The organism is Acinetobacter sp. TTH0-4 (genome assembly GCF_015602665.1).
Classification (GTDB): Bacteria; Pseudomonadota; Gammaproteobacteria; order Pseudomonadales; family Moraxellaceae; genus Acinetobacter; species Acinetobacter albensis.
Genome location: NZ_CP059079.1, coordinates 97,716 through 120,516 on the forward strand (window position 1 = coordinate 97,716; position 22,801 = coordinate 120,516).

The 22,801-nt window shown below is 39.6% G+C and carries 19 protein-coding genes; 14 read left to right on the top strand and 5 right to left on the bottom strand.

The window, feature by feature from the left end:
- Window positions 1-151 precede the first annotated feature (151 nt).
- On the bottom strand, window positions 152-976 hold the full coding sequence (locus H0S58_RS00475; RefSeq protein WP_193893707.1) for an exodeoxyribonuclease III: 825 nt from the start codon (window positions 974-976) through the stop codon (window positions 152-154).
- 40 nt (window positions 977-1,016) lie between these two features.
- Here H0S58_RS00475 and pyrE point away from each other — a divergent pair, with 40 nt between their 5' ends.
- Window positions 1,017-1,667, top strand: a complete 651-nt coding sequence (pyrE, locus tag H0S58_RS00480) for an orotate phosphoribosyltransferase (protein WP_195726847.1) — start codon at window positions 1,017-1,019, stop codon at window positions 1,665-1,667.
- Window positions 1,668-1,786: 119 nt separating this feature from the next.
- Here pyrE and H0S58_RS00485 read toward each other — a convergent pair whose 3' ends face one another.
- Both H0S58_RS00485 and H0S58_RS00490 read right to left on the bottom strand, forming a co-directional pair.
- Window positions 1,787-4,048 (bottom strand): TonB-dependent receptor, encoded by a 2,262-nt coding sequence (locus H0S58_RS00485; protein WP_195726848.1) that lies wholly within the window; start codon window positions 4,046-4,048, stop codon window positions 1,787-1,789.
- Between the two features lie 607 nt (window positions 4,049-4,655).
- Window positions 4,656-6,344 carry a DUF4394 domain-containing protein gene (locus tag H0S58_RS00490; protein ID WP_195726849.1) on the bottom strand — a complete coding sequence of 563 codons (1,689 nt, stop codon included), beginning with the start codon at window positions 6,342-6,344 and terminating at the stop codon, window positions 4,656-4,658.
- 314 nt (window positions 6,345-6,658) lie between these two features.
- Here H0S58_RS00490 and H0S58_RS13845 point away from each other — a divergent pair, with 314 nt between their 5' ends.
- Window positions 6,659-7,117, top strand: coding sequence for a transposase family protein (locus tag H0S58_RS13845; protein WP_265088218.1), 459 nt, complete (start codon window positions 6,659-6,661; stop codon window positions 7,115-7,117).
- Window positions 7,065-7,535: a transposase family protein gene (locus H0S58_RS13850; protein WP_265088219.1), complete on the top strand. Its 471-nt coding sequence runs from the start codon at window positions 7,065-7,067 to the stop codon at window positions 7,533-7,535. The genes H0S58_RS13845 and H0S58_RS13850 overlap by 53 nt, the downstream gene beginning before the upstream one ends.
- A gap of 206 nt (window positions 7,536-7,741) precedes the next feature.
- Here H0S58_RS13850 and H0S58_RS00500 read toward each other — a convergent pair whose 3' ends face one another.
- Complete coding sequence (locus H0S58_RS00500; RefSeq protein ID WP_195726850.1) at window positions 7,742-8,194, bottom strand: MarR family winged helix-turn-helix transcriptional regulator; 453 nt, start codon at window positions 8,192-8,194, stop codon at window positions 7,742-7,744.
- A gap of 182 nt (window positions 8,195-8,376) precedes the next feature.
- On the opposite strand from H0S58_RS00500, the gene H0S58_RS00505 reads away from it, so the two are divergent.
- From H0S58_RS00505 to lpxC, 9 genes are all read left to right on the top strand, one after another.
- Complete coding sequence (locus H0S58_RS00505) at window positions 8,377-8,859, top strand: glutathione peroxidase (protein ID WP_195726851.1); 483 nt, start codon at window positions 8,377-8,379, stop codon at window positions 8,857-8,859.
- 256 nt (window positions 8,860-9,115) lie between these two features.
- Entirely contained in the window at window positions 9,116-10,060 is a 945-nt protein-coding gene (gene gshB, locus H0S58_RS00510; RefSeq protein WP_195726852.1) for a glutathione synthase, read from the top strand.
- Between the two features lie 309 nt (window positions 10,061-10,369).
- Window positions 10,370-11,467 carry an undecaprenyldiphospho-muramoylpentapeptide beta-N-acetylglucosaminyltransferase gene (gene murG / locus H0S58_RS00515; protein WP_195726853.1) on the top strand — a complete coding sequence of 366 codons (1,098 nt, stop codon included), beginning with the start codon at window positions 10,370-10,372 and terminating at the stop codon, window positions 11,465-11,467.
- A 13-nt stretch (window positions 11,468-11,480) separates the two neighbouring features.
- Entirely contained in the window at window positions 11,481-12,929 is a 1,449-nt protein-coding gene (gene murC / locus H0S58_RS00520; protein WP_193890563.1) for a UDP-N-acetylmuramate--L-alanine ligase, read from the top strand.
- Between the two features lie 56 nt (window positions 12,930-12,985).
- Window positions 12,986-13,915 (top strand): D-alanine--D-alanine ligase, encoded by a 930-nt coding sequence (locus H0S58_RS00525; protein WP_195726854.1) that lies wholly within the window; start codon window positions 12,986-12,988, stop codon window positions 13,913-13,915.
- Between the two features lie 2 nt (window positions 13,916-13,917).
- Window positions 13,918-14,772, top strand: a complete 855-nt coding sequence (locus tag H0S58_RS00530) for a cell division protein FtsQ/DivIB (RefSeq protein ID WP_092720074.1) — start codon at window positions 13,918-13,920, stop codon at window positions 14,770-14,772.
- Window positions 14,773-14,844: 72 nt separating this feature from the next.
- Window positions 14,845-16,107, top strand: a complete 1,263-nt coding sequence (gene ftsA, locus H0S58_RS00535; RefSeq protein WP_195726855.1) for a cell division protein FtsA — start codon at window positions 14,845-14,847, stop codon at window positions 16,105-16,107.
- Window positions 16,108-16,271: 164 nt separating this feature from the next.
- A complete protein-coding gene (gene ftsZ / locus H0S58_RS00540; RefSeq protein WP_195727533.1) occupies window positions 16,272-17,462 on the top strand; it encodes a cell division protein FtsZ in 1,191 nt (396 codons plus the stop codon).
- 123 nt (window positions 17,463-17,585) lie between these two features.
- The gene (gene lpxC, locus H0S58_RS00545; RefSeq protein WP_092720078.1) at window positions 17,586-18,488 is read left to right on the top strand and encodes a UDP-3-O-acyl-N-acetylglucosamine deacetylase; all 903 of its coding nucleotides are present in this window, start codon (window positions 17,586-17,588) and stop codon (window positions 18,486-18,488) included.
- A gap of 96 nt (window positions 18,489-18,584) precedes the next feature.
- Here lpxC and H0S58_RS00550 read toward each other — a convergent pair whose 3' ends face one another.
- A complete protein-coding gene (locus tag H0S58_RS00550; RefSeq protein ID WP_053579262.1) occupies window positions 18,585-19,025 on the bottom strand; it encodes a DciA family protein in 441 nt (146 codons plus the stop codon).
- A gap of 108 nt (window positions 19,026-19,133) precedes the next feature.
- Between H0S58_RS00550 and H0S58_RS00555 the strand changes: the two genes are divergently transcribed.
- Both H0S58_RS00555 and aceE read left to right on the top strand, forming a co-directional pair.
- A complete protein-coding gene (locus tag H0S58_RS00555) occupies window positions 19,134-19,817 on the top strand; it encodes a M23 family metallopeptidase (protein ID WP_053579263.1) in 684 nt (227 codons plus the stop codon).
- A 281-nt stretch (window positions 19,818-20,098) separates the two neighbouring features.
- Window positions 20,099-22,801, top strand: coding sequence for a pyruvate dehydrogenase (acetyl-transferring), homodimeric type (gene aceE / locus H0S58_RS00560; protein WP_193890572.1), 2,703 nt, complete (start codon window positions 20,099-20,101; stop codon window positions 22,799-22,801).

A 22,801-nucleotide genomic window follows, 5' to 3' on the forward strand; every position in this document is an offset into this window, starting at 1 on the left:
GCGTCCAATCCTTTTGCTGTCATCCTGACATGTCCCTGTGCCGTGACGCCATAATGCACCTAAACTTGATGGATAAAAATACACAAACGCGTCAAGTGTTGTAGGATTTTTGACACGATTCAGTATACAGTTGTACACTTAAAATTATAATTTATATTGGAAATTGATAATCAATAATCACCGGTGCATGGTCACTAAACCAACTGTCTTTATAAACCCAAGCATTGACTGTACGGGCTTTCCAGTCTGGTGAACACGCTTGGTAATCAATCCGCCAACCGACATTTTTAGCTCTTGCTTGACCGCGATTTGACCACCATGAATAGACTTCGGCTTCTTTTCGTACTTCTCGGAAAGTGTCTACATAACCCAATTCATCATAAATATGATCGAGCCATGCACGTTCATGTGGTAAACAACCTGAAGACTTTTGGTTACCCGACCAGTTTTTAATATCAATCCGTTTGTGTACGATATTGTAGTCACCACAAACAATGATCGATTTATCTTCGTCACGCCATTGTTTTAAGATGGCTTGATATTGTTCTAAAAAGTGGTCTTTACGTGCCTGTGCTTCATCACCAGAAGAACCTGAAGGTAAATACAGTGAACAAATATGGACAGTTTTGTCTAAACCGAGATCGAATTCAGCACGTATAAAACGGCCTTGAGAATCCGCAAGTTCAAATCCTAAGCCGTCGGTGACTGACACAAAGGGTAAACGGCTATAAATGGCTGTGCCTGCATAACCTGCACGTTCAGCTGGAAATAAATGGGTATACCAGCCTTCAGGTTTAAATTTATCTGTCCACTGTACATGGGTAATTCGACTTTCCTGCATGCAAACCACATCGGCTTCGGACTGTTCTATCCATTCTAGTAAGCCTTTCGTCACAGAAGAACGTAAGCCATTCACATTAATGGAAACAACTCTTAAAATTTTTTGATCACTTGGATAGCTACTCTTTGGTATCATGCGCAAGTTTTACCTCTATTTATAAATTTTGGAGCACCTCATGACCTCGCAAGCGACTTTTAACCCTCAAGCTTTCATCGAACTTGCATTATCACGTGGTGTGCTTAAATTTGGTGAGTTTACTTTAAAATCGGGTCGGGTGAGTCCTTATTTTTTCAATGCAGGTTTACTCAATGATGGTGAAGCTTTAACTTTATTGGCTTCAGGCTATGCAAATAAATTAACCACTTGTAATCATGTCGATGTAATTTTTGGTCCTGCCTACAAAGGTATTCCATTTGTTGCAGCGACGGCTGTGGCATTGTCACAAAATCATGGGCTTAGCATTCCGTGGGGTTTTAACCGTAAAGAGGCCAAAGATCATGGGGAAGGTGGGGTTTTGGTCGGAGCATCGGTGCATGGTAAAAAAGTCTGGATTATTGATGATGTGATTACTGCAGGTACAGCCATTCGAGAAGTGGTGACCATTCTTAAAAATGCAGGCGCACAAATTGCGGGTGTATTGGTGGCACTGGATCGTCAGGAAAAAGGTCAGGGTGATTTATCGGCCATTCAAGAAGTACAAAAAGAACTAGAAATTCCAGTTCATGCGCTCATTACGATGAAAGATTTAATGGATTATTTGGATGCGAAAGGTGAAAAAGAAGCTTTGGCAAAAATGGAATATTACCGTTTGAACTATGGTATTTGATCACTTAATTTTTTAAGACAAATGCGAAATTTTTTTGAAAATTTCGAGCAGAATTTAAAAGCCCAATTTGAGACAAATTGGGCTTTTAAAATAGAAATGATTTAAGATAAAATATTCAATTAAAAGAAGTAATTCAGTCTGAATAGATAGTTTCGTGGTGTGCCAGGCATTGAACTTGAACGCCAATATTCCTTGTCAGTCAAATTATTCACTGCAAAAGTTGCTCCCCACTTCTCATCTTTAAAGCCAATGGCCGCATCTAAAAGCGTGAAATCTGGCATTTTTACTATATTTTTATCTGAAGTGTAATAAGAACCGACATAAGTTGCCCCTAACTCTGTATACCAGTTTTCATTCGGTAAATAACGGACAAACAGATTGCCAGTATTTTCAGAGATTCCAGATAGTTTTTTGCCTTTTAAGCGATCTGCTTCCCCTACATTGGTACGACTATCACTTTTCCATTCTGCATTTGTATAGCCATATCCGCCACGTAGATATAAATGATCAAAGACTTGACCAATAAAACTGAACTCTGCACCTTGGGATTGCTGTTTTTGACCGACTTCCCATTCATTTGGTTGATTAACAGAATCTGGCTGATAGCGAATATTATTTTTCGTAATATCATAGATAGAAAGCTGAGTATTTAAGCGACCATCTAACCAATCACTTTTTACCCCAATTTCATATTGTTCGTTAAATTGAGGCTCCGCATCATATAAACTTGGATTTATGGTTGTACTTACGCCTAACAAGCCTCGACCACCATAAGGGGAGAAGCTCTTGCTGTAAGAGGTGTAAAAACTTTGACTTTCCACAGGCTGCCAAACAAAACCAATATTTGGACTCACACTCTCATCACTGTATGAGCGCTTATTACTGTTACGAATATCATGAGTTTTAAAATCATAGCTGTCGTAGCGTAGACCCAACATCATTTTATATTTTTCATTCAATGAGATTAAGTCTTGAAGAAAGAAGCTTAAAGAGTTCGCATCGGTTTCACTATGTGATGTTTCTGCTGGACGTGTACCATTAAGCATTGACCAACGGCTAGGTAGGAAGCTTTCCGATGTATTAAATGGATTAACATCACGGTAATAAAGTCCAGCATTGCTACCACTTGAATAGTTACCCAGAATGGGTTCCCTTTTCTCGTTTGACCAATCACTACCGAACATAATGTGATGATCTAAAATACCTGTTTTAAATTCACCAGTAATATCGAACGTATTCATTAAGGTTTTATTGGTGGTTTGTTGCCAAGCATAACTTTGACGTATTTTACCTTGCCAATCGCAGGTTTTACCATCAGACAGCAAGCCTGCCGCTGAACACCACGCTCCACCAAAAAAGTTATCAAAATCTTGAAAAGATTCACGATGGCTTAAAGCCCAGTGAAATTTCCAGTCGGGTGCGAATTCATATTTCACATCTGTTCTAAATGACTTCGTTTCATCGACAATATTGTCATTCTGTCCAGCAAAACCAGATTTAATTGAAATACCTGTAGGTAAATTTTCATAGTTTGGCCCGCGATCTGGTGTTCTGTTTAAACTATCGTAAGTAAATTCCGTCGTCCAAAGTAGTTTTTCATCGTCACTTCGATAAGTCACACTGGGTGACAACATTTCCTGATTAAATCCAATACCTGAACGAAAACTGTTGCTATCTGATTTTTCACCGACTAGACGTACAGCCCAATTATCATTGAGTGCTTTATTCAAATCGATGGTGCCACCCACATTATGATAAGAACCGACGTATGCACCCACTGAGCTTTTTGAGTCAAAATTAGCAACTTTAGTTACCATATTGATCACACCACCGCCTGCACTGCGTCCATAGAGTACCGAGGCAGGGCCTTTTAGGATTTCAATTCGCTCAACATTTGCAGTACTACGTCGATATTGTCCACTTTCACGAACACCATCACGATAAATATCATTGGTATCTGCGTTGAATCCACGAATAGAGATACCATCATTTCGCGTATCATAACTGGTTGAAACACCTGGTGTTCCTTGTAACATTACACTCAGGTCATTTGAACCATAAATTTTATATTTTTGAACATCAAGGGTATCAATCGTTTGGGGAATATCTTTTTTCTTTAAGCCATTTCGAGTGACATTGGCTTCATCATAATCAACATAGCTTTTAATTGGATCGAGCTCACTCATCGCTTCAATTTTGAGCGTAGGCAATACTGCTGTTGTTTTAATTTGTTTTTCGATGTCTTGTTGCATACTGGCTGTCGATGGAGCTGCGTCAGATTCTTCTGCATAAAGAGCATGCGAATGCAAAATCATCAGGCTGAGTAAACTATATTGAAAAATTTTTTGGCCAGATAAACCATGGGGAGCAAGAGGATGCATAACAAGACCCTAAAATCACAATCAACAATAATGAAGTTGATAATTATAATCATTTACATAATCTTAACAAGATTTAATATAACTGCTATAAGAGCCTTATCGTTTATTTGTAATGTTTGTCATTAATTTTTTACATTATTATGATGCTATTTTTTTATTTTATTGAATATTAACAATTATTTATTTTTATAAAATAAAATTTAAAATTACTTTTTCTCGATTTTTGTAGTAGTCAAAAAGTCTAAATATTGAAGAGATAACAACGGAAGATGAAAGCGGATAAGAAATTTTAGTAAAAATGCAGAAGCCTGCTCTGAAATAATGGTATGTCAATTTTTGATCTAAGAGGCGAGGAATTGAATTTTTTTTGATTAATTTTTATTGCAGATACATCATGATGAACTACATTTGAAAAATTCTAAAAATTATTTAAAAACCCATTCTAGAAAGAATGGGTTTTTATCCAAAATAAATCTATTTGACTATGCGCAGTCGCTAAAATATTTTTACTGGGGAATCACAACATCATCCAGTAGGTTTGTTCCACTCTTTAGGCCTAATCTCGAGCAAATAAATTTGACCTCAGTATTCTTCAAAATGCCTTCGATTATTTTAATAAAATTGCAAGATCGATCAGATCTGCATTTGTTCCAATCGTTGATGCAATCATGTTCGGTGTTCCATCTACATTGATGGCAGGTTTTGCACGACTGTCATTTGGTGTGCTATTTAAATCAACACGATATAAAATAGAGTTACCAGAAGCACTAGACACTGTTGCGAGTGCATAGCCATTATCTCCGCCTGCGATGTCAAATCCATTATTTTGACCTAGAGTTATTCCTAATCCACCCAGTGAAGTGAGAGTGCCTGCATTTGGAGGATTTTGTTTTGCAAGCAGTTGATTGTTTTGATCAAGATCAAATAATTCTGTGCCCAAGCCTTCGACACTTGTTTTAAAACTATTAATATAAGCAGCTGCAGTAACGACTGCACCCTCAATGCCGTTAATACCGCCATCTCGAATAGTATCGCCTGTATCTACATTAATTCTGAGACTTTGCCCAGTATTGCTAATAACACGTAATCGATCCGCTGTAGGATTGAAATCTACAGCAAATGCAGTTCCTTCTAAACCGGTATATGTACTGTCGGTGGCAGGTTTAAGTGTACTGACCAACATGGCTAAACCTGTTTCGGTGTTAATGGTATATACATTGGCTCGATCAGTTAAACCATAGAGTTGACCTGATTTATCGGTGGTATTTCTTAATCTATAATCAATACCAACAAATTTTTCATTCACTAAAATACCAGTAATATTTTTCTCTGTAACAAGATTGGGGTTATTAAGGGTAAACTGGATCAGTTTATTATTTTTATTAAGACCTATTCCTTGTGCTGTAGTATCTTTAGCACGTTTTAATGCGATACCTCGTATCCCCGCAGTGGTGTAATAATTGGCTAAATTTGTGCTATTAAAAACGGTATTATTTTCTGTGCCTACATGGGCTAAATTGAGGTGGTAAAACTTGTAGCTGCCCGCAACTTTTAAGGCAGCATATCCAATATTATTGATTGGATCTATATCAAAACCGGCAGCGCCTTGAGTGCTAATACCTTCTCCTAATAGCGCAGATGTACCTAAAGTTCCTGCATTGGCATTTTGTAAATAAATTCGATTGGATGTTTGATCTATACTATACAGTCGTGTACTTGCTGTGCCCGAAAATGCATTGGTATAAGCTGCGGCCACAATCACAGGCTGATTTGTAGTGGGATTAATTGCACCATCGGTAATGGTTGCACCTGTATCCACATTGATTCTTAAATTTTGCCCTGTATTTGTGATGACACGTAAACGGTCTGCGGCAGGATTAAAATTTACAGTGATTAAATTGGCATCACCTAAAATTTTACTAAAAGGTGCATTACCATCGCTAGTATCCGTTGCATCCGCTGTGAGCTTTCGAAGGAATGTAGCAACGCCTGTATTGGGGTCTAAAGTATATAAATTACCTAATAGTCCAACGGCATAAAGTTTGTCACCTTTAGGTCTGTAGTCAATGCCAACAAGCTGATCTTCTGATTGCAGCATAACCACTTTAGTGTTTGAAACCACAGTGTCGGGTTTGTCTCGGTTAATCGAGCTAATCATTCCTTCACTGGTTAAAATAATGGTATCACCAGAAGAGGATGGACTCATATTATTGGTTCGGTCTGAGCTGGTATTACAACCGATCAGAGAAAAACAGCCAATCGAGGCGAGTGTTAAACTCAGTATACTTTTTTTCATATTTCTAATCCTTTTGCAATATTATTGAAACTGAAGCGTATTTTTAAAATAATATGAATAAGTTGTATTTATAAATCTACTTATATAGATTATTTTAGTTTTCATTAAAGTAATGCGTTAGATTTTATTGCTTATATAAAAATATAGTGTGCCATTTGTTAAGTAAAGAAATGATTTATTAAGTTTTTTTGATAAGATGTGTTTAATTGGTAATTGTTCACATTAAATTCACAAGACATACATTCCTAATATGATTAAATCTTTTTTATTTAAAAATATCGTTTCATAAATAGACCTCTTTCATAAATCAAAAAATGATCTTCTTTTTGGTTGATATTTGCACTCCGGATTTCTTAGCATTCGTGCATAATCTGCGGATGAAATACATCGATTCAAACAAGCTTTCTGATCCTCAGTTCAAGCGATACACTGGCATCTCATGGTCAACCTTCTATTTAATGGTTGAGCAATTGAAGAAACTTGTTCCTACTAAAGGCAGACCGCCCAAGTTAAGCCTGGAAGACCAGATTCTGCTCTGTCTAAGCTATTGGCGGGAATACCGAACCTTATTTCACGTTGCAACGAGTTACGGGGTTTCAGAGCCCACAGCCTCAAGAATTGTCCGTCATGTTGAAGACTGCCTGATTCAGTCCAATCTTTTTAATTTACCCAAAGATTTACCCGAGGGCGAAGGCATAGACTGGAATGTTGTGATCGTGGATGCCACAGAAATCCCAATACAAAGGCCTAAAAAAACAGAAGAAAAGCTATAGCGGCAAGAAAAAGACCCATACCTTCAAAGTACAGGCCATGATTCACTACAAGACTCAGCAAATACTGAGTTTATGTACCAGTCGCGGTGCTGTACATGATTTCGAGCTATTTAAAAGAAACATAAAGCTGATTCCTTCAGAAGCCTTTGTTCTTGCAGATAAAGGCTATCAGGGTATTTATGCTCTGCATCCGAATAGTCTGTTACCTTTAAAAGCCAAAAGACGTTGTAAATTGGATCCTGAACTAAAAATCTATAATCAGGAAATCAATAAAAGAAGAATAGGAATTGAGCATGTATTTGGCAGGCTTAAAACCTTCAAAATCTTTGCTGAGCGTTATCGAAATAGAGGTAAAAGACTCGGTTTGAGATTCAATTTAATTGCTGGAATCTATAACTTGGAGCTGAGTAAAAAATGATTTATGAAAGAGGTCTAATGAGTTCTGATTTTTTAGTTATATATTATTCTCAATATTTAAGAGTATTAAAAAAAACAATAGTCTAAATTATAGTTATTAATCACTATAAATTTTTTTAAAATTTTGCAGTCAATAAAAATGGATAAATATTCTTTTAAGTTTTTGAAGATGCCCTCATCTTCAGTTGAAAGACTTGCTTATTGTATTTAATTGCTCAAACGTTCTGATTGAGCAGTTTCCAAACCTTTTAAAAAGCGATGAGATAAGTTGTGTATCGCCACCAAATCATTTGGATCCACTCCCAAAGAGCAGGCGAGTTTAAAGGGAATTGAGATAATTTCATCTTTTTTAGAAACTGCTTTATCCAGCAGCACAACTTTTTTCATGCGTTCATCTTCTTTAACCGCAATCCGTTTTAAAAAAGCTTTTTCTTCTAATTTCTTAATAATTGGTGTGAGTGTTCCAGAGTCAAATAACGTTTTTTGGCCAATTTCAGAGATGGACACATTGTCCTTTTCGTACAAGGCCAATAACACTATAAATTGCGGATAGGTCAGATCATACGCTTGTAATAATGGGCGATACTGACGAATCATGGCATTGGTGGCAGAGTACATGGCAAAGCAGACTTGATTTTCCAGAAATGAAATTTCAGCCATCATTTATTTCCTAAAATTCGCAATCTTTCATGTCCAGTATAAGTTGAATCACGCTGGAAGTATATTGTGCATAATTAACTTGTGCACAAGTAAGTTGTATGCAATATTGTTTTGAGTAAAGACTGATATTTGGAAATTGCTCAATGAAGCAATCGAATACACTTATTAAAGCGAGATGAAAAATGACCACAATTTATGATTTTCAGGCTGAAATGTTAGAAGGCGAGCAGAAAAAATTTTCTGAATATCAAGGTAAGGTTTTACTGATTGTTAATACCGCAAGCCAATGTGGTTTGACCCCACAATTTGAAGGATTGGAGCAGCTTTATCAGGACTATCAATCAAAAGGCTTAATTATTTTAGGCTTTCCCTGTAACCAGTTTGCCCATCAAGATCCATTAACGAATGAGGAAATCGGTGGCTTTTGCCAACGTAACTATGGAGTATCATTTCAAATGTTTGCCAAAGTAGATGTCAATGGTTCGACGGCGCATCCGCTTTATCAGTATCTGACTACGGAAGCGAAGGGTATATTGGGTAGTCAAAAGATTAAATGGAATTTTACAAAATTTTTGATTAATCAAGAAGGCAAGGTGATTAAACGTTATGCACCTTTGATTAAGCCAGAAAAAATTGCCAAAGATATTCAAAAAATTTTATCTTAAAATCTAGAAGAATATTTAAACCTTCATCTTGTTCAAGAACCTGATTAATTTGAATGAATTTTGGTTTGTGATCGTAATTTTTTAAATTCTGGGCTTATTTTTATCTGAGAATCAGGCCAACATTATTTTTAAAGCAAAGAATAAAAAATTGAATAAACTCAATTTTTTATTCTTTAATTTTTACATAACCGCGTGTAACAAGCCAATTGAAATTCGCTATACTTTTCTCAATTTAAAATTTTATGAGCAGACCAATATGCGCGTACTTGTTGTGATGGATCCCATTGAACATGTCAACCTAAAAAAAGACTCAACGATGGCGATGTTGTGGGCTGCATCACGTCGTGGACATGAGTTAGGTTATGCGTTGCAACAAGACCTCTATATCGAGCAAGGGAAAGCTTTTGGCTTAATCGCACCGCTTACCGTATTTGAGGATTATGATCATTACTATGAACTAGGGGCTAAACAAAAAGAATCTATTGCGGATTATGACGTGGTGTTAATGCGTAAAGATCCACCCTTTGACATGAATTTTGTGTATACCACTTATATTTTAGAACAAGCAGAACGTGAAGGGGCATGGATTATCAACAAGCCGCAGTCTTTACGTGACTGCAATGAAAAACTGTTTGCGACCCAATTTCCAGAACTGCAAGTGCCTACTTTGGTGACCTCGCAACAAAGCTTAATTCGCGAGTTTTTACAACAACACGGGGATGTGATTGTAAAACCGTTAGATGGCATGGGTGGAACTGGCATTTTCAGGCTTTATCAAGATGGCGTAAATATTGGCGCAACTTTGGAAATGCTCACTGAATTAGGCACGTGTCCGATCATGGCGCAGCGTTATATTCCTGAAATTGTTGAAGGCGATAAACGTATCTTGATGATTAATGGAGAACCCGTACCTTATTGTTTAGCACGTATTCCACAAAATGGTGAAGTCCGTGGTAATTTGGCGGCAGGCGGTTTGGGTGAGGCACGTCCGTTGACTGAAAATGACAAAGCGATTGCTGCGAAAGTAGGCCCTTTTCTAAAGCAAAAAGGACTGGTTTTTGTTGGATTAGATGTGATTGGTCATTATGTGACTGAAATTAATGTCACCAGCCCAACTTGTATTCGTGAAATCGATCAGCAGTTTGGTACGTCAATTGCTGATGATTTATTTGATGTATTGGAGGCAGGTTTAACCACCTAAGTATTAACCTATACCTAAGGAGAGAGCTCTGTACGAGCTCTTTTTTATTTTAAAAAATATTTTAGATATTAAACTTGAGTAAATTTGATGTTCATCATTTTAGGCAAAACATTGAAAAAAGGCAGGAATTTTTATATTTTTGATAGATTAATAATAAAACTAGTTTAAACTTTTAAAATTGAAGAAAAAAACAATGACACGCATGTTGAAAAAAAGTAAATAACCTTTCACGGCTATGCGTTTGTGATTACAATTGATCGCTTAAAATCAAATTTCGTTATCCCTATTTTAAAATTGAAGAATTAGACTGTGACAGAAGCAACTCATACAAAGCCCAAACATGTCATGATGATGGCCGCAGGTACTGGTGGACATGTTTTTCCTGCACTCGCTGTTGCTAAAGCATTGCAGCAACAGGGGATACAAGTATCTTGGCTTGCGACCCCCACAGGAATGGAAAACCGACTATTAAAAAATCAAAATATTCCTATTTATCAAATTGATATTCAAGGATTACGGGGTAATGGCGTAACGCGAAAATTATTGGCGCCATTTAAAATTTTAAAAGCGACGTTCAGTGCAATGCGCTATATGAAGCAGCTTAAGATAGATGCTGTGGTTGGTTTTGGTGGATATGTGGCAGGCCCAGGTGGTTTGGCTGCACGCGCTTTAGGCATTCCCGTGATCATTCATGAACAGAATGCAATAGCAGGTTTTACCAACACACAATTGTCACGCATTGCTAAAACAGTGTGTCAGGCTTTTCCGAATACTTTTCCTGCAACTGGTAAAGTTGTCACCACTGGCAATCCAGTACGTAAAGAAATTACTGAAATTTTAAATCCGTCTTGGCGTTATCAAGAACGGGAAAAAACAGCAACGCCTTTACAGATTTTAATTGTTGGTGGCTCTTTAGGTGCTCAAGCTTTAAATGAACGTATACCTGAAGCCTTAAAGCAATTTGATGTGCCGATGCAGGTGTTTCATCAATGTGGTCAAAACCATACCGAAGCGACGCAGTTGTGCTATGCAGATAAACCCGCTTCTTTACATGTTGAAGTACAATCCTTTATTGAAGATATGGCACAAGCCTACGCCAAAGCTGATTTAATTATTTGTCGAGCGGGTGCGTTAACCGTCACTGAAATTGCGACTGCAGGAGTGGCGGCTGTTTTTGTACCCTTGCCAAGCGCAGTCGATGATCATCAAACAAAAAATGCTCAATTTTTGGTCAATATGCATGCTGCAAAAATTTGTCCTCAGAACAGTATGACCACTGAAAGTTTAAAAGAACTATTAACCCCACTGATGAATCGTCAATTACTCAGTGAAATGGCAATCAAAGCACGTCAACACGCACAGCCCGATGCAACCCAGCATGTGGTTCATTTAATTCAAGCATTGTAAATTAGAGAAATATATGTCTCCATCAACTCCTGCTGATCAAGCAAAAAAGTTAATTAAAGTGCCTGAAATGCGCCGTATCAAACACATTCATTTTGTGGGAATTGGTGGTGCTGGGATGTGTGGTATTGCAGAAGTATTAAAGAATCAAGGCTATAAAGTTTCAGGCTCAGATATTAAAGCCTCGAAAACCACTGCGCAGCTTGAAGAAAATGGAATTAAGGTATATATCGGCCATAGTCCAGATAATATTAAAGATGCCAATGTGATTGTGGTTTCCACTGCAATTGATCCAGAGAACCCAGAAATAAAAACGGCAATTGAACAACGTACCCCGATTGTACGTCGCGCAGAAATGCTGGGTGAGTTGATGCGTTATCGTCATGGCATTGCAGTTGCGGGTACGCATGGCAAAACCACTACCACCAGTTTGATTACGTGTATGTTGGCCGAAGAAAATATGGATCCGACTTACGTGATTGGTGGTTTATTAAACCGCACAGGTGTCAATGCGGCTTTGGGTGCGAGTCGTTATATTGTGGCTGAAGCAGATGAATCAGATGCAACATTTTTACATTTACAGCCTATGGCGGCTATTGTGACCAATATTGATGCTGATCATATGGATACTTATGGTGGCAGCTTCGATGTTCTCAAAGACACTTTTGTTCAATTCTTACAAAAACTTCCCTTCTATGGTTTAGCTGTGGTTTGTGGGGATGATGCCAATGTTCGTGAAATTATGCCGAGGATTGGTCGTCCATTACTGACTTATGGTTTTAATGAAGATAACGATATTCGTGCAGTAGATGTTGATCAAGACGGTATGCGTACTCACTTTTCGGTGTTACGAAAAAATCGTGAACCATTACGGGTCACTGTGAATCAACCTGGTTTACATAATGTACTGAATGCCTTGGCTGCGATTGGCATTGCGACCGATGAAGGTGTTTCAGATGGCGCAATTTGCCGTGCTTTGGAAGGTTTTAGTGGTGTTGGTCGTCGTTTTCAAGTACAAGGCGAGTTTGAACATGAAAATGGTAGTATTACGCTTGTTGATGATTACGGCCACCATCCTAAAGAAGTTGAAGCGACCATTAAAGCTGCACGTCAGAGTCATCCTGACCGTCGTTTGGTCATGATGTTCCAACCACACCGCTTTAGTCGTACTCGCGATTGTTTTGATGATTTTGTCGATGTATTGTCACAAGTCGATCAATTACTCTTGTTAGAGGTTTATCCTGCAGGTGAAAAACCCATTGTTGGTGCAGATAGTCGGGCTTTGGCGCGGAGTATTCGTCTGCGTGGTGAGGTTGAGCCTATTTTGATTGATCCTGTTGATGGTAATTTAGCCAATATCATGCAAAAAGTATTACAAGCGAATGACTTGTTATTAACACAGGGCGCGGGTAATGTGGGGGCTATTTCCCTAGAACTTACCCAAAATAAATTATATTTAAAGTAGTCGCTTCTGCGATTTTTGAATTTGATCATTCAATTATAAAGTTTAAGGATAGAAACGTGGCAAATGCTTCAAAATTCGGCAAAGTTGCCGTGTTGCTTGGTGGTAAATCGGCTGAGCGCGAGGTTTCTCTAGATAGTGGTACGGCTGTACTTGAAGCATTGGTCCGTTCAGGGGTGAATGCCGAAGCATTTGATCCCAAAGAACGCAGTGTGACTGAGTTAGTTCATTATGATCGTGCATTTATTGTCTTGCATGGTCGTGGTGGTGAAGACGGTCAAATTCAGGGTGCTTTAGAGTGGTTGGACATTCCATATACTGGAACAGGTGTACAAGGTTCAGCCATTGGTATGGATAAGGTCAAAACCAAGCAAGTGTGGCAAGGCTCTGAACTGCCTACCGCACCCTATCGAATTGTAACCAAAGATTCTGATTTGAATGCAGTTATTGAGAGTATTGGTTTGCCTTTCATCATTAAACCTGTGCATGAAGGTTCAAGTATTGGAATGAGCAAAGTCGAAAAAATGGAAGACTTTGCAGAAGCTATGTCGAAAGCCACTGTTCATGATGCTGTTGTTATGGCAGAGAAATGGGTCACTGGCCGTGAATTTACCATTGTGATTTTAAATGGTCAGGCACTTCCAGTTATTCGTCTTGAACCGCCAAAAGACGTGGCTTTTTATGACTATGAAGCTAAATATAACCGTAATGATGTGCAATATGGCATTCCATGCGGATTAACTGAAGCTGAAGAAAAGCAATTGCAAACCTTAAGTTTACGTGCATTTCAGGCCGTTGGCGCCAGTGGTTGGGGGCGTATTGACGCGATGCAAGATGAACAGGGTAATTTCTGGTTGCTAGAAGTCAATACAGTTCCGGGTATGACCAGCCATTCATTGGTGCCTAAAGCAGCCAAAGCTGTGGGTTATAGTTTTGATGAGCTGTGTGTGGCGATCTTAGAACAGACTTTAATCGCTGCGGCGCACTAACTATGGCTCAACTTCCTGCTTCAATGCGCCGTAAACGAGCAGCAATTACATCAATACATGATAAGCCACCTACGCGTAAAGAAAAGCTTGCGAACTTAGGTGGCTGGTTACTCATGCTGATTGCTGTCGCGGTGCTGGCTGTAGGAATTTATGGCTTATATACTGTCATGACAGATGCGCGTGTGGCAGAGCTTAAAGTGGTGGGGACACGCTCAGATGTTGAAAACCGTCAAGTGATGACCCATGTTGCACCGACATTAACCGCAAATTATTTTACTGCTGATCTGGAGCTGATTCGTGATCAGGCCTTGGAATTATCTTGGGTCGATCGTGTCGTGGTTTCTCGTGCATGGCCCAATTCAATTCGTGTGCGCGTCATGCCGCGTCATGCCATCGCCCGTTGGGGAACCGGTCGATTATTAAGTGACAGTGGTGATATTTTTACGGAAGTGGTTGCGCAGAATAATCAAAAACTGCCGTTACTTCACGGACCAGCCACGCAGTCAAAAATGATGATGCGTCGTTATAATGAAATTAACCAATTATTTTTGCCCGTCAATATACGTTTAAAAGAATTATATTTAACAGAGCGGATGACGTGGTTTATGCAATTTGATTCAGGTCTGCGTGTTATCGTGGATCAAGATCAAACTATGAGCAAACTTCAACGCTTCAGTCATCTGGCACAAAGTGATTTAAAGCCAGTATGGACTAAAATTTCATCGGTTGACCTACGTTATCGAAATGGACTGGCGATACAATGGAAGAATTCGGCTCCACCAAAAATTGTAAATAGTCATTTTCTTGTAACGATTGATGACACAAGCATTGCAGATGTAAGAAAGGTAAAGCCATAATTGAGCGGCTTTATATAAAATTAGAGGCTTAAGGCCATAAATTAACGAAACACGTCATGGTAGTAGTAGATAATGAATGAAGCTGTTCCCTCGGTTGTTGCGATTGACATTGGGACACACAAAGTTTCAGTTTTGATTGGTAAGGTACATGCGCCGGACAACATCCAAGTGATTGGTATGGCAACCGCTCGTAACCGAGGCATGAATAAAGGAAAAATTGTAAGTCTAGACAAAGTCATTACTGCAATTAAAAATGCCGTACAAGAAGCAGAAGATATGGCTGAATGCCGAGTGCATTCCGCTTGGATTTCTATTCCAAGTGCAGAATTAAAAAGTTTTTATGCTTCGGGTCGTACGCCCGTTGAAAATAATGAACATATCATTACCACCAGTGAAGTAGTGCGTGCCCTAGAGTTGGCCAAAGCCAGTCATTTAACTTCTGATCATTATTTGGTCAGCGCAGTCCCTCTGGGTTTTGAATTGGATGACTCGGCAGAATGGGTGCAAAACCCGATCCGTATGTCTGCGCATAGTATGATGGGGCACTATCAATTAATGATGCTGCCAATTAGTACGATGCAAAATCTGGATCGTGCGCTTAAAGGGGCCAATATTGGGGTTGAAAAAATGGTGGTGTCTTGCTTGGCGACTGCCGAAGCAAGTTTGCTCAAAGATGAAAAAGAGTATGGCGTGTGCTTGGTTGATATTGGCGCAGGAACGACCAATATTGCGGTCTATTTAGATGGCCGTTTGGCATTGACTCATACTTTACAACGCGGCGGCGAACATGTGACTCGCGATATTGCAGCTGTGCTACAAACGACTACAGAAGAAGCAGAGCGAATTAAGTTATTGTATGGCTGCGTAGACTTAAAAGTTGTCAAACCAGATCATATGATTCAGTTCCAAGGCATTGATGGTCCACAAACCATGAGCCGTATAGAGTTATCAGAGATTATTATTGCGCGTTACGAAGAAATATTGACTCAAGTTCATCATGAGTTACAACGTAATGGTGCTATTCATGGTTTATATCACGGTGTAGTGCTGACAGGTGATGCCACTCAAATTGAAGGAATGGTCAGTTTGGTTCGTCGTATGTTAGGCGTTTCAGCCCACTTAGGTAATCCGCCAGTACAGGTTTATGCTGAAGAACACAATCAAGCAGCTTTGCGACGTTCACAGTATGCAACCGCGTCAGGATTATTGATATTTAGCCAAAGTGAAACGCAAGAGAGTATTGTAGAAGTGAATGATACTGCAAAACTGTCTGTGGTTAAGCGGGTTGGACGTGCATGGTCAGCATTGAATAATCAGTTAAAATCGATATTTTAAGTTGAATTTTTTGGGAATATTGTGAGGAAGTTGTACGTCTAACGGCTTGGACTTGACAAGTGTGTGGTTGAACAGCATCCTAAAACATAATTTTTGTTTATTAAGATCAAGGCAGTATACGGGCTTAAGTGACTGCCGATTACGAATTAGGAAATCCAAAGGTCATGGCCTCATTTGAATTTTTAGAAGATGATCAAAACGATAGCAACGGTCAGGCCCGTTTCACTGTATTTGGTGTGGGCGGTGCTGGGGGTAATGCTGTACAGCATATGCTTGAGTCTGATATTCAGGGTGTAAAATTTGTTTGTGCGAATACCGACAAACAAGCGCTCGATCGTATGAATGCACAATTTAAAATTCAGTTGGGTGAGCAAAGTACCCGTGGTTTGGGTGCAGGCGCCAATCCTCAAGTGGGTCAAACCGCTGCTGAAGAAAGCCGTGAAATCATTCGTCAACATCTTGAAGGGACAGACATGGTGTTTGTCACGGCAGGAATGGGCGGTGGTACGGGTACAGGCGCTGCGCCTGTAGTGGCTGAAATTGCGAAAGAAATGGGAATTTTGACTGTGGGTGTGGTGACAACGCCTTTTAATTTTGAAGGGAAACGTCGCCAACAATCTGCCGAGAAAGGCATTGAAGCATTAGAAGCGCATGTAGATTCTTTAATTATCATTCCAAATCAGCGTTTACTTAAAGTATTCCGCGATATTTCAATGAAAGATGCCTATAAAAAAGCAGATGACGTATTGTTGAATGCAGTACGTAGTATTTTTGATTTGGTGGTTCGACCGGGTCATATCAACCTTGACTTTGCCGATTTAAAAACTGCAATGAGTACACGTGGTTATGCCATGATGGGTGTGGGTTCTGGTCGCGGTGAAAACCGTGCGCGTCAAGCTGCTGAGCAAGCAATTCGTAGTCCACTGCTTGATAATGTGACTATTATGAATGCCAAAGGTATTCTGATTAACGTCACAGGTGGTGATGATGTCACGTTTGGTGAAATTGAAGAAATTACGGATGTCGTCAATCAAATTGTCGATTTAGATGAAGGCCAAGTATTCTACGGAACGGTATTTGATCCAGATGCGCGTGATGAGATTAGCGTTACAGTGATCGCGACAGGTTTAACCCGTAATTCGGCAGATGCTGTGAATACAGTTAAACGTCCAACGAGTCAGTCTGCAACTCGTCCTGGGAATACTGTTCAAAATACTGTAGTTGAAGATGATGATGTACCTGCTATTCAACGTCAGCAGAATGAAGCGAATACCACTTCTGCGCCTGTAGCGGGAACAGCGCGTCCAACGCCAATGAGTATTCAAGATTACTTGAAAAATCAGCAACGTAAATAATGAGAAATCAGTAAACTCTGCATAAAATCAACAGAAAAGGTGGCCATCGTGCTACCTTTTTGTTTTTGATCAATGGCTAAATATGCTAACGTATAGCGGTTTGATGAGCAGATGATAGAAAACATGTTGAAACAACGTACCCTGCAACGTATCGTGAAAGCGAGCGGTATTGGTCTTCATAGTGGGCAAAAAGTCTTAATTAACTTTGTGCCGCACCATGTGGATGGGGGAATTGTGTTTCGACGTATTGATTTACATCCAGCAATCGACATTCCTGCCGATGCGATGCTGATTCAAGAAGCTTTCATGTGTTCCAATCTGGTTCAAGAAAATGCCAAAGTCGGCACCATTGAGCATGTAATGAGTGCAATTGCTGGATTAGGGATTGATAATTTAATTATTGAAGTATCCGCCTCTGAAGTACCGATTATGGATGGCAGTGCAGGTCCTTTTATTTATTTATTAATGCAAGGCGGTTTGGCCGAGCAAAATGCACCGAAAAAATTTATAAAAATTTTAAAGTCTATTGAAGCGCTCATCGATGATAAGCGCGCTATATTTCATCCCCATGACGGGTTCCAATTAAACTTTACCATTGATTTTGATCACCCTGCATTCAAAAAAGAATATCAGTCCGCCACAATCGATTTTTCGACAGAAACCTTTGTTTATGAAGTGAGTGGAGCACGAACTTTTGGTTTTATGAAAGATCTAGATTATTTGAAAGCAAATAATTTGGCATTAGGTGCAAGCCTAGAAAATGCGATAGGTGTTGATGATACTGGCGTAGTTAATGAAGAGGGTTTGCGTTTTTCAGATGAGTTTGTGCGGCATAAAATTTTAGATGCAGTGGGCGATTTATACTTACTCGGGCATCAGGTGATCGCAAAATTTGATGGATACAAATCAGGACATGCTTTAAATAATCAATTGTTACGCAATGTTAAAAGTGATCCGAGTAGTTATGAAATTGTAACATTTGATGACAAAAAACAATGTCCGATCTCTTATGTGAGTGTGACATAAGTCATTGTCTTTTAATGCGTGTGTTATATTATAACAATTAAAACTGTTAACTAATTCACATTTTCAATTGAAATTTTTTCTTCAGTATTAGGGCAGTTACTTTTTATTGCTTGCCAAACGCAGCATTGCTTGGCTAAGCTTAGGGTCGCTCACAAAGTCAGCAGCACCACGGATTAAATCTTGGGTATCTGGGCTAAGGGATCTGGACAGGGTTTCAGATTTTAACGTTGGCAGTGTTGTAATTTTTAAACGAACGTGAAGTTTTTGTAAGTTTTTAAATTCGGCAAACTGTGACAATTGAGCGATATATTGCTTTTGAAGATAACCGACTTGGCTAATCATGGCTTGATTTTCACCGGTAATCGTTAAAACACCATTTTCATAACATACAACTTGCCATTGCTCTGGTTGGGGCAATATCGGTTGAATAAGTTTTGTAAGTTTCTGCCAAGCAGCAACTTGTTGAGAGAGAAACGTAAAGTTTCCTGTTTTTAAGTGTTTTCTTGTTTGTTGAAAGAGCTTCACTGGTTCAGACATACATTGTTCCTACATATTTGTGTCTTAATCTTATGCGCTCCGTTCAGTAGATATCAAGGAAGAGATCACGCAAGGACATTAACTAAAAACAGTTAAAAGAGGTTTTTTATGCATACGCGACGTATTTTATTAGCGTTTTCATTGGCAGCGTCTGCTGCATCTGTAGCATTTGCTGATTTGGTCGATCTTAATTCTAGCAATGTATCAACGGATCGTCTTGAACAATTAACGCATACTTTGGCTCAAGGGTCTTATGTAGAATCAGACAATATTGATCTTCCTGCTGAAACTAAAATGAGTGTTCAGTTGCGTGAAAAAACGATTGAATTGAACAATGAATCGCTTGCAAAAAAATACGGCTCAAGCACCTCAAAAAGCTATTCTAACAATCCTTATTCTTGGTTGGTATCCCATCCGCTTCCAGATATGAAACGAGTAAGTTCAAATTATGGTGGTCGAACCATGAGTGGACGTGCAGAAAACCATTCTGGTCTAGATATGTCAGCGCCAAGTGGTACGGCTATTTATGCTACTGGCCCAGGTGTTGTCACTAAATCGGGTTGGGGTACAGGTTATGGTCAATATGTTGAAATTAACCATGGAAACGGTTATTTGACGCGTTATGCACATGCCTCTCGTCTGATTGCACGTGTCGGTGATCAAGTGAAAGCAGGTGAGCATATTGCCAATGTAGGGTGTACAGGACGTTGTACAGGTCCACATTTACATTATGAAGTGGTCAAAGATGGACAGCGCAAAAATCCATCGACTTATCTTGCTATGTTGCCATAAGCTTAACCCACTGCCTTTGATTGAAACAATTTAGCTGTATTAAAGAATATAAATCTAAACCGATTGGGCTTCGAGATTTAACTCTATCATTTACAGGTCAATAAATTGTATAAAAAACCGCTATTATTGGCGGTTTTTTGTTGTGTTGCGTAAAGAAGAGTCAATGGGTATTTATTTTCTAAATATTAGTGCTATTCCGTATTCAGCTGTGGCAATAACTGAAACCGACTAAAGTATGGTACATATAGAGAATATAATTAGGTTCAAGGAACAGGTGGAATATGGCGTATTATGGCGATACCGACGCGCAAGAAACCCAAGAATGGCAAGATGCTTTTGACTCGGTTCTACAGCACATGGGCACGGAACGAGCGGCATTTTTATTAGAAAAGCTTTATCAGCGCGCGATTGCCACGCATGTTCCCATTCAGCGTCTAAATACTCCTTACCGCAATACGATTTCAGTTGAAGAAACTCCGGCAATGCCAGGGGATCAAGATATGGAACGACGTATTCGTGCCTTGATTCGTTGGAATGCCTTGGCCATGGTATTACGTGCCAATAAAACAGGGGACGATTTAGGTGGTCATTTGGCCAGCTTCGCATCTTCTGCAACTTTATATGATGTCGGTTTTAACCATTTTTTCCGTGCCAATAGTGATAGCTTTGGCGGTGACATGATCTATTATCAAGGTCATTGTGCACCGGGTATTTATGCGCGTTCATTCCTTGAAGGCCGTTTAACCGAAGAGCATTTAGATAATTTCCGTCGTGAAGTTGGCGGTATTGGCCTACCAAGTTACCCACATCCTTATTTAATGCCAGACTATTGGCAATTTCCAACTGTATCGATGGGCTTAGGTCCAATCATGTCAATTTATCAAGCACATATTCAAAAGTACTTGATGAACCGTGGCCTAATTAAAGAAGAAGACCGTAAAGTTTGGGCTTATTTAGGCGATGGTGAAATGGATGAGCCAGAAAGCTTAGGCGCAATTTCATTGGCAGGTCGTGAAAAGTTAGATAACCTCATTTGGGTGGTGAACTGTAACTTACAGCGTCTAGATGGCCCTGTACGTGGTAATGGTAAGATTATTCAAGAACTTGAGTCGTTGTTCCGTGGCGCAGGTTGGCGTGTCATTAAAGTGGTCTGGGGTCGTCATTGGGATCCATTGTTGGACAAAGATAATACGGGCGCACTTCAAGCGATAATGGAAGAAGCAGTCGATGGTGATTTCCAACGTTATCAAGTAAAAGGTGGCGCCTATACACGTGAAAAATTCTTTGGTAAGTATCCAGAAGCTGCGGAACTGGTAAAGGATTTAAGCGATGAAGATATTGATAATCTAAATCGTGGTGGCCATGATCCATACAAAGTATTTGCGGCTTATGCAGAAGCATGTACAGCTAAAGGTCAACCGACGGTTATTCTTGCGAAAACAGTGAAAGGTTACGGTTTATCTGAAGAAATTGAAGCGGTGAATAAAACGCATCAAATTAAAAAGATGCAAATTGAATCTTTAAAATATGTACGTGACCGTTTTAACTTACCCATTAACGATGATCAATTAGAAGAAGTGCCTTTCTATCGTCCAAGCGAAAATTCGCCTGAATTGAAATATATGAAAGCACGTCGTGAAGCATTGGGTGGTTATTTACCTGCGCGTCGTAAAGAAAGTGCGCAGCTTGCAATTCCTGAGTTGTCTGTATTTGATGCAGTGCTGAAAGGGAGTGGCGGTAAAGAACAATCTACAACCATGGTGATGGTACGTTTGATTTCAGCATTACTGAAAGAAAAAGCCATTAAAGATCGCGTTGTACCGATTGTGCCAGATGAAGCACGTACATTTGGTTTGGAAGGTATGTTCCGTCAGTTGGGTATTTATGCTGCTCACGGTCAAAAATATACGCCTGAAGACCAAGAACAGTTAATGCATTATCGTGAAGCCAAAGATGGTCATATGCTTCAGGAAGGGATTAACGAAGCCGGTGCGATGAGTGCATGGGCGGCGTTGGCAACCAGTTATTCAACCAATAACTTGCCGATGATTCCAATGTACATGTACTACTCAATGTTCGGTTTCCAACGTATTGGAGATATTGCATGGGCAGCAGGCGATGCACAGGCACAAGGTTTCTTGTTAGGTGCAACTGCTGGTCGTACAACATTAAACGGTGAAGGCTTACAACACCAAGATGGTCACTCGCACATTCTTGCGAATACCATTCCAAACTGTATTTCTTATGACCCATGTTTTGGTTATGAACTTGCTGTGATCGTGCATGATGGTTTACAACGTATGTATGTCAACCAAGAGCGTGTGTTCTATTACTTGACGGTAATGAACGAAAATTATGAGCATCCTGAAATGCCACAAGGCGCTGAGGAAGGCATCAAACGTGGTATGTACTTACTGCAAGAAGATGAGAAAGCCACTGTACAGTTGATGGGTTCAGGCGTAATTCTTCGTGAAGTGATTAAAGCAGCACAAATTTTACGTGACGAATACCAAATTCATTCGAACGTGTATAGCGTAACGAGCTTTAACGAACTGGCACGTGACGGTATGGCATGTGAAGAATACAACCGTTTACATCCAATGGCTGAAACAGCAAAAGAAGCTTGGATCTCGAAGCAACTTCGTAGCACCAAGGGTATCGTGGTGTCGGCTACAGACCACATGCGTGCTTATAGTGAACAAATTCGTGCCTATCTTCCAGACAGCCGTCCATTTGTAGCACTTGGTACAGATGGGTATGGTCGTTCAGATACACGCGCAAATTTACGTAGTTATTTCGGTGTTGATGCTGCGCATATCGTTGTAGCCACTTTGAAAAAATTGGCAGATGAAGGCGAAGTTGATGCGCGTTTAGTGAAAGATGCGATTTCTAGCTTTGAATTAGATACAGACCGTCCAATGGCTTGGTTGCCACAAACGCATCCAGAGCTTCATGCGGTTGCTGACTACAAAGAGGAGAACTAA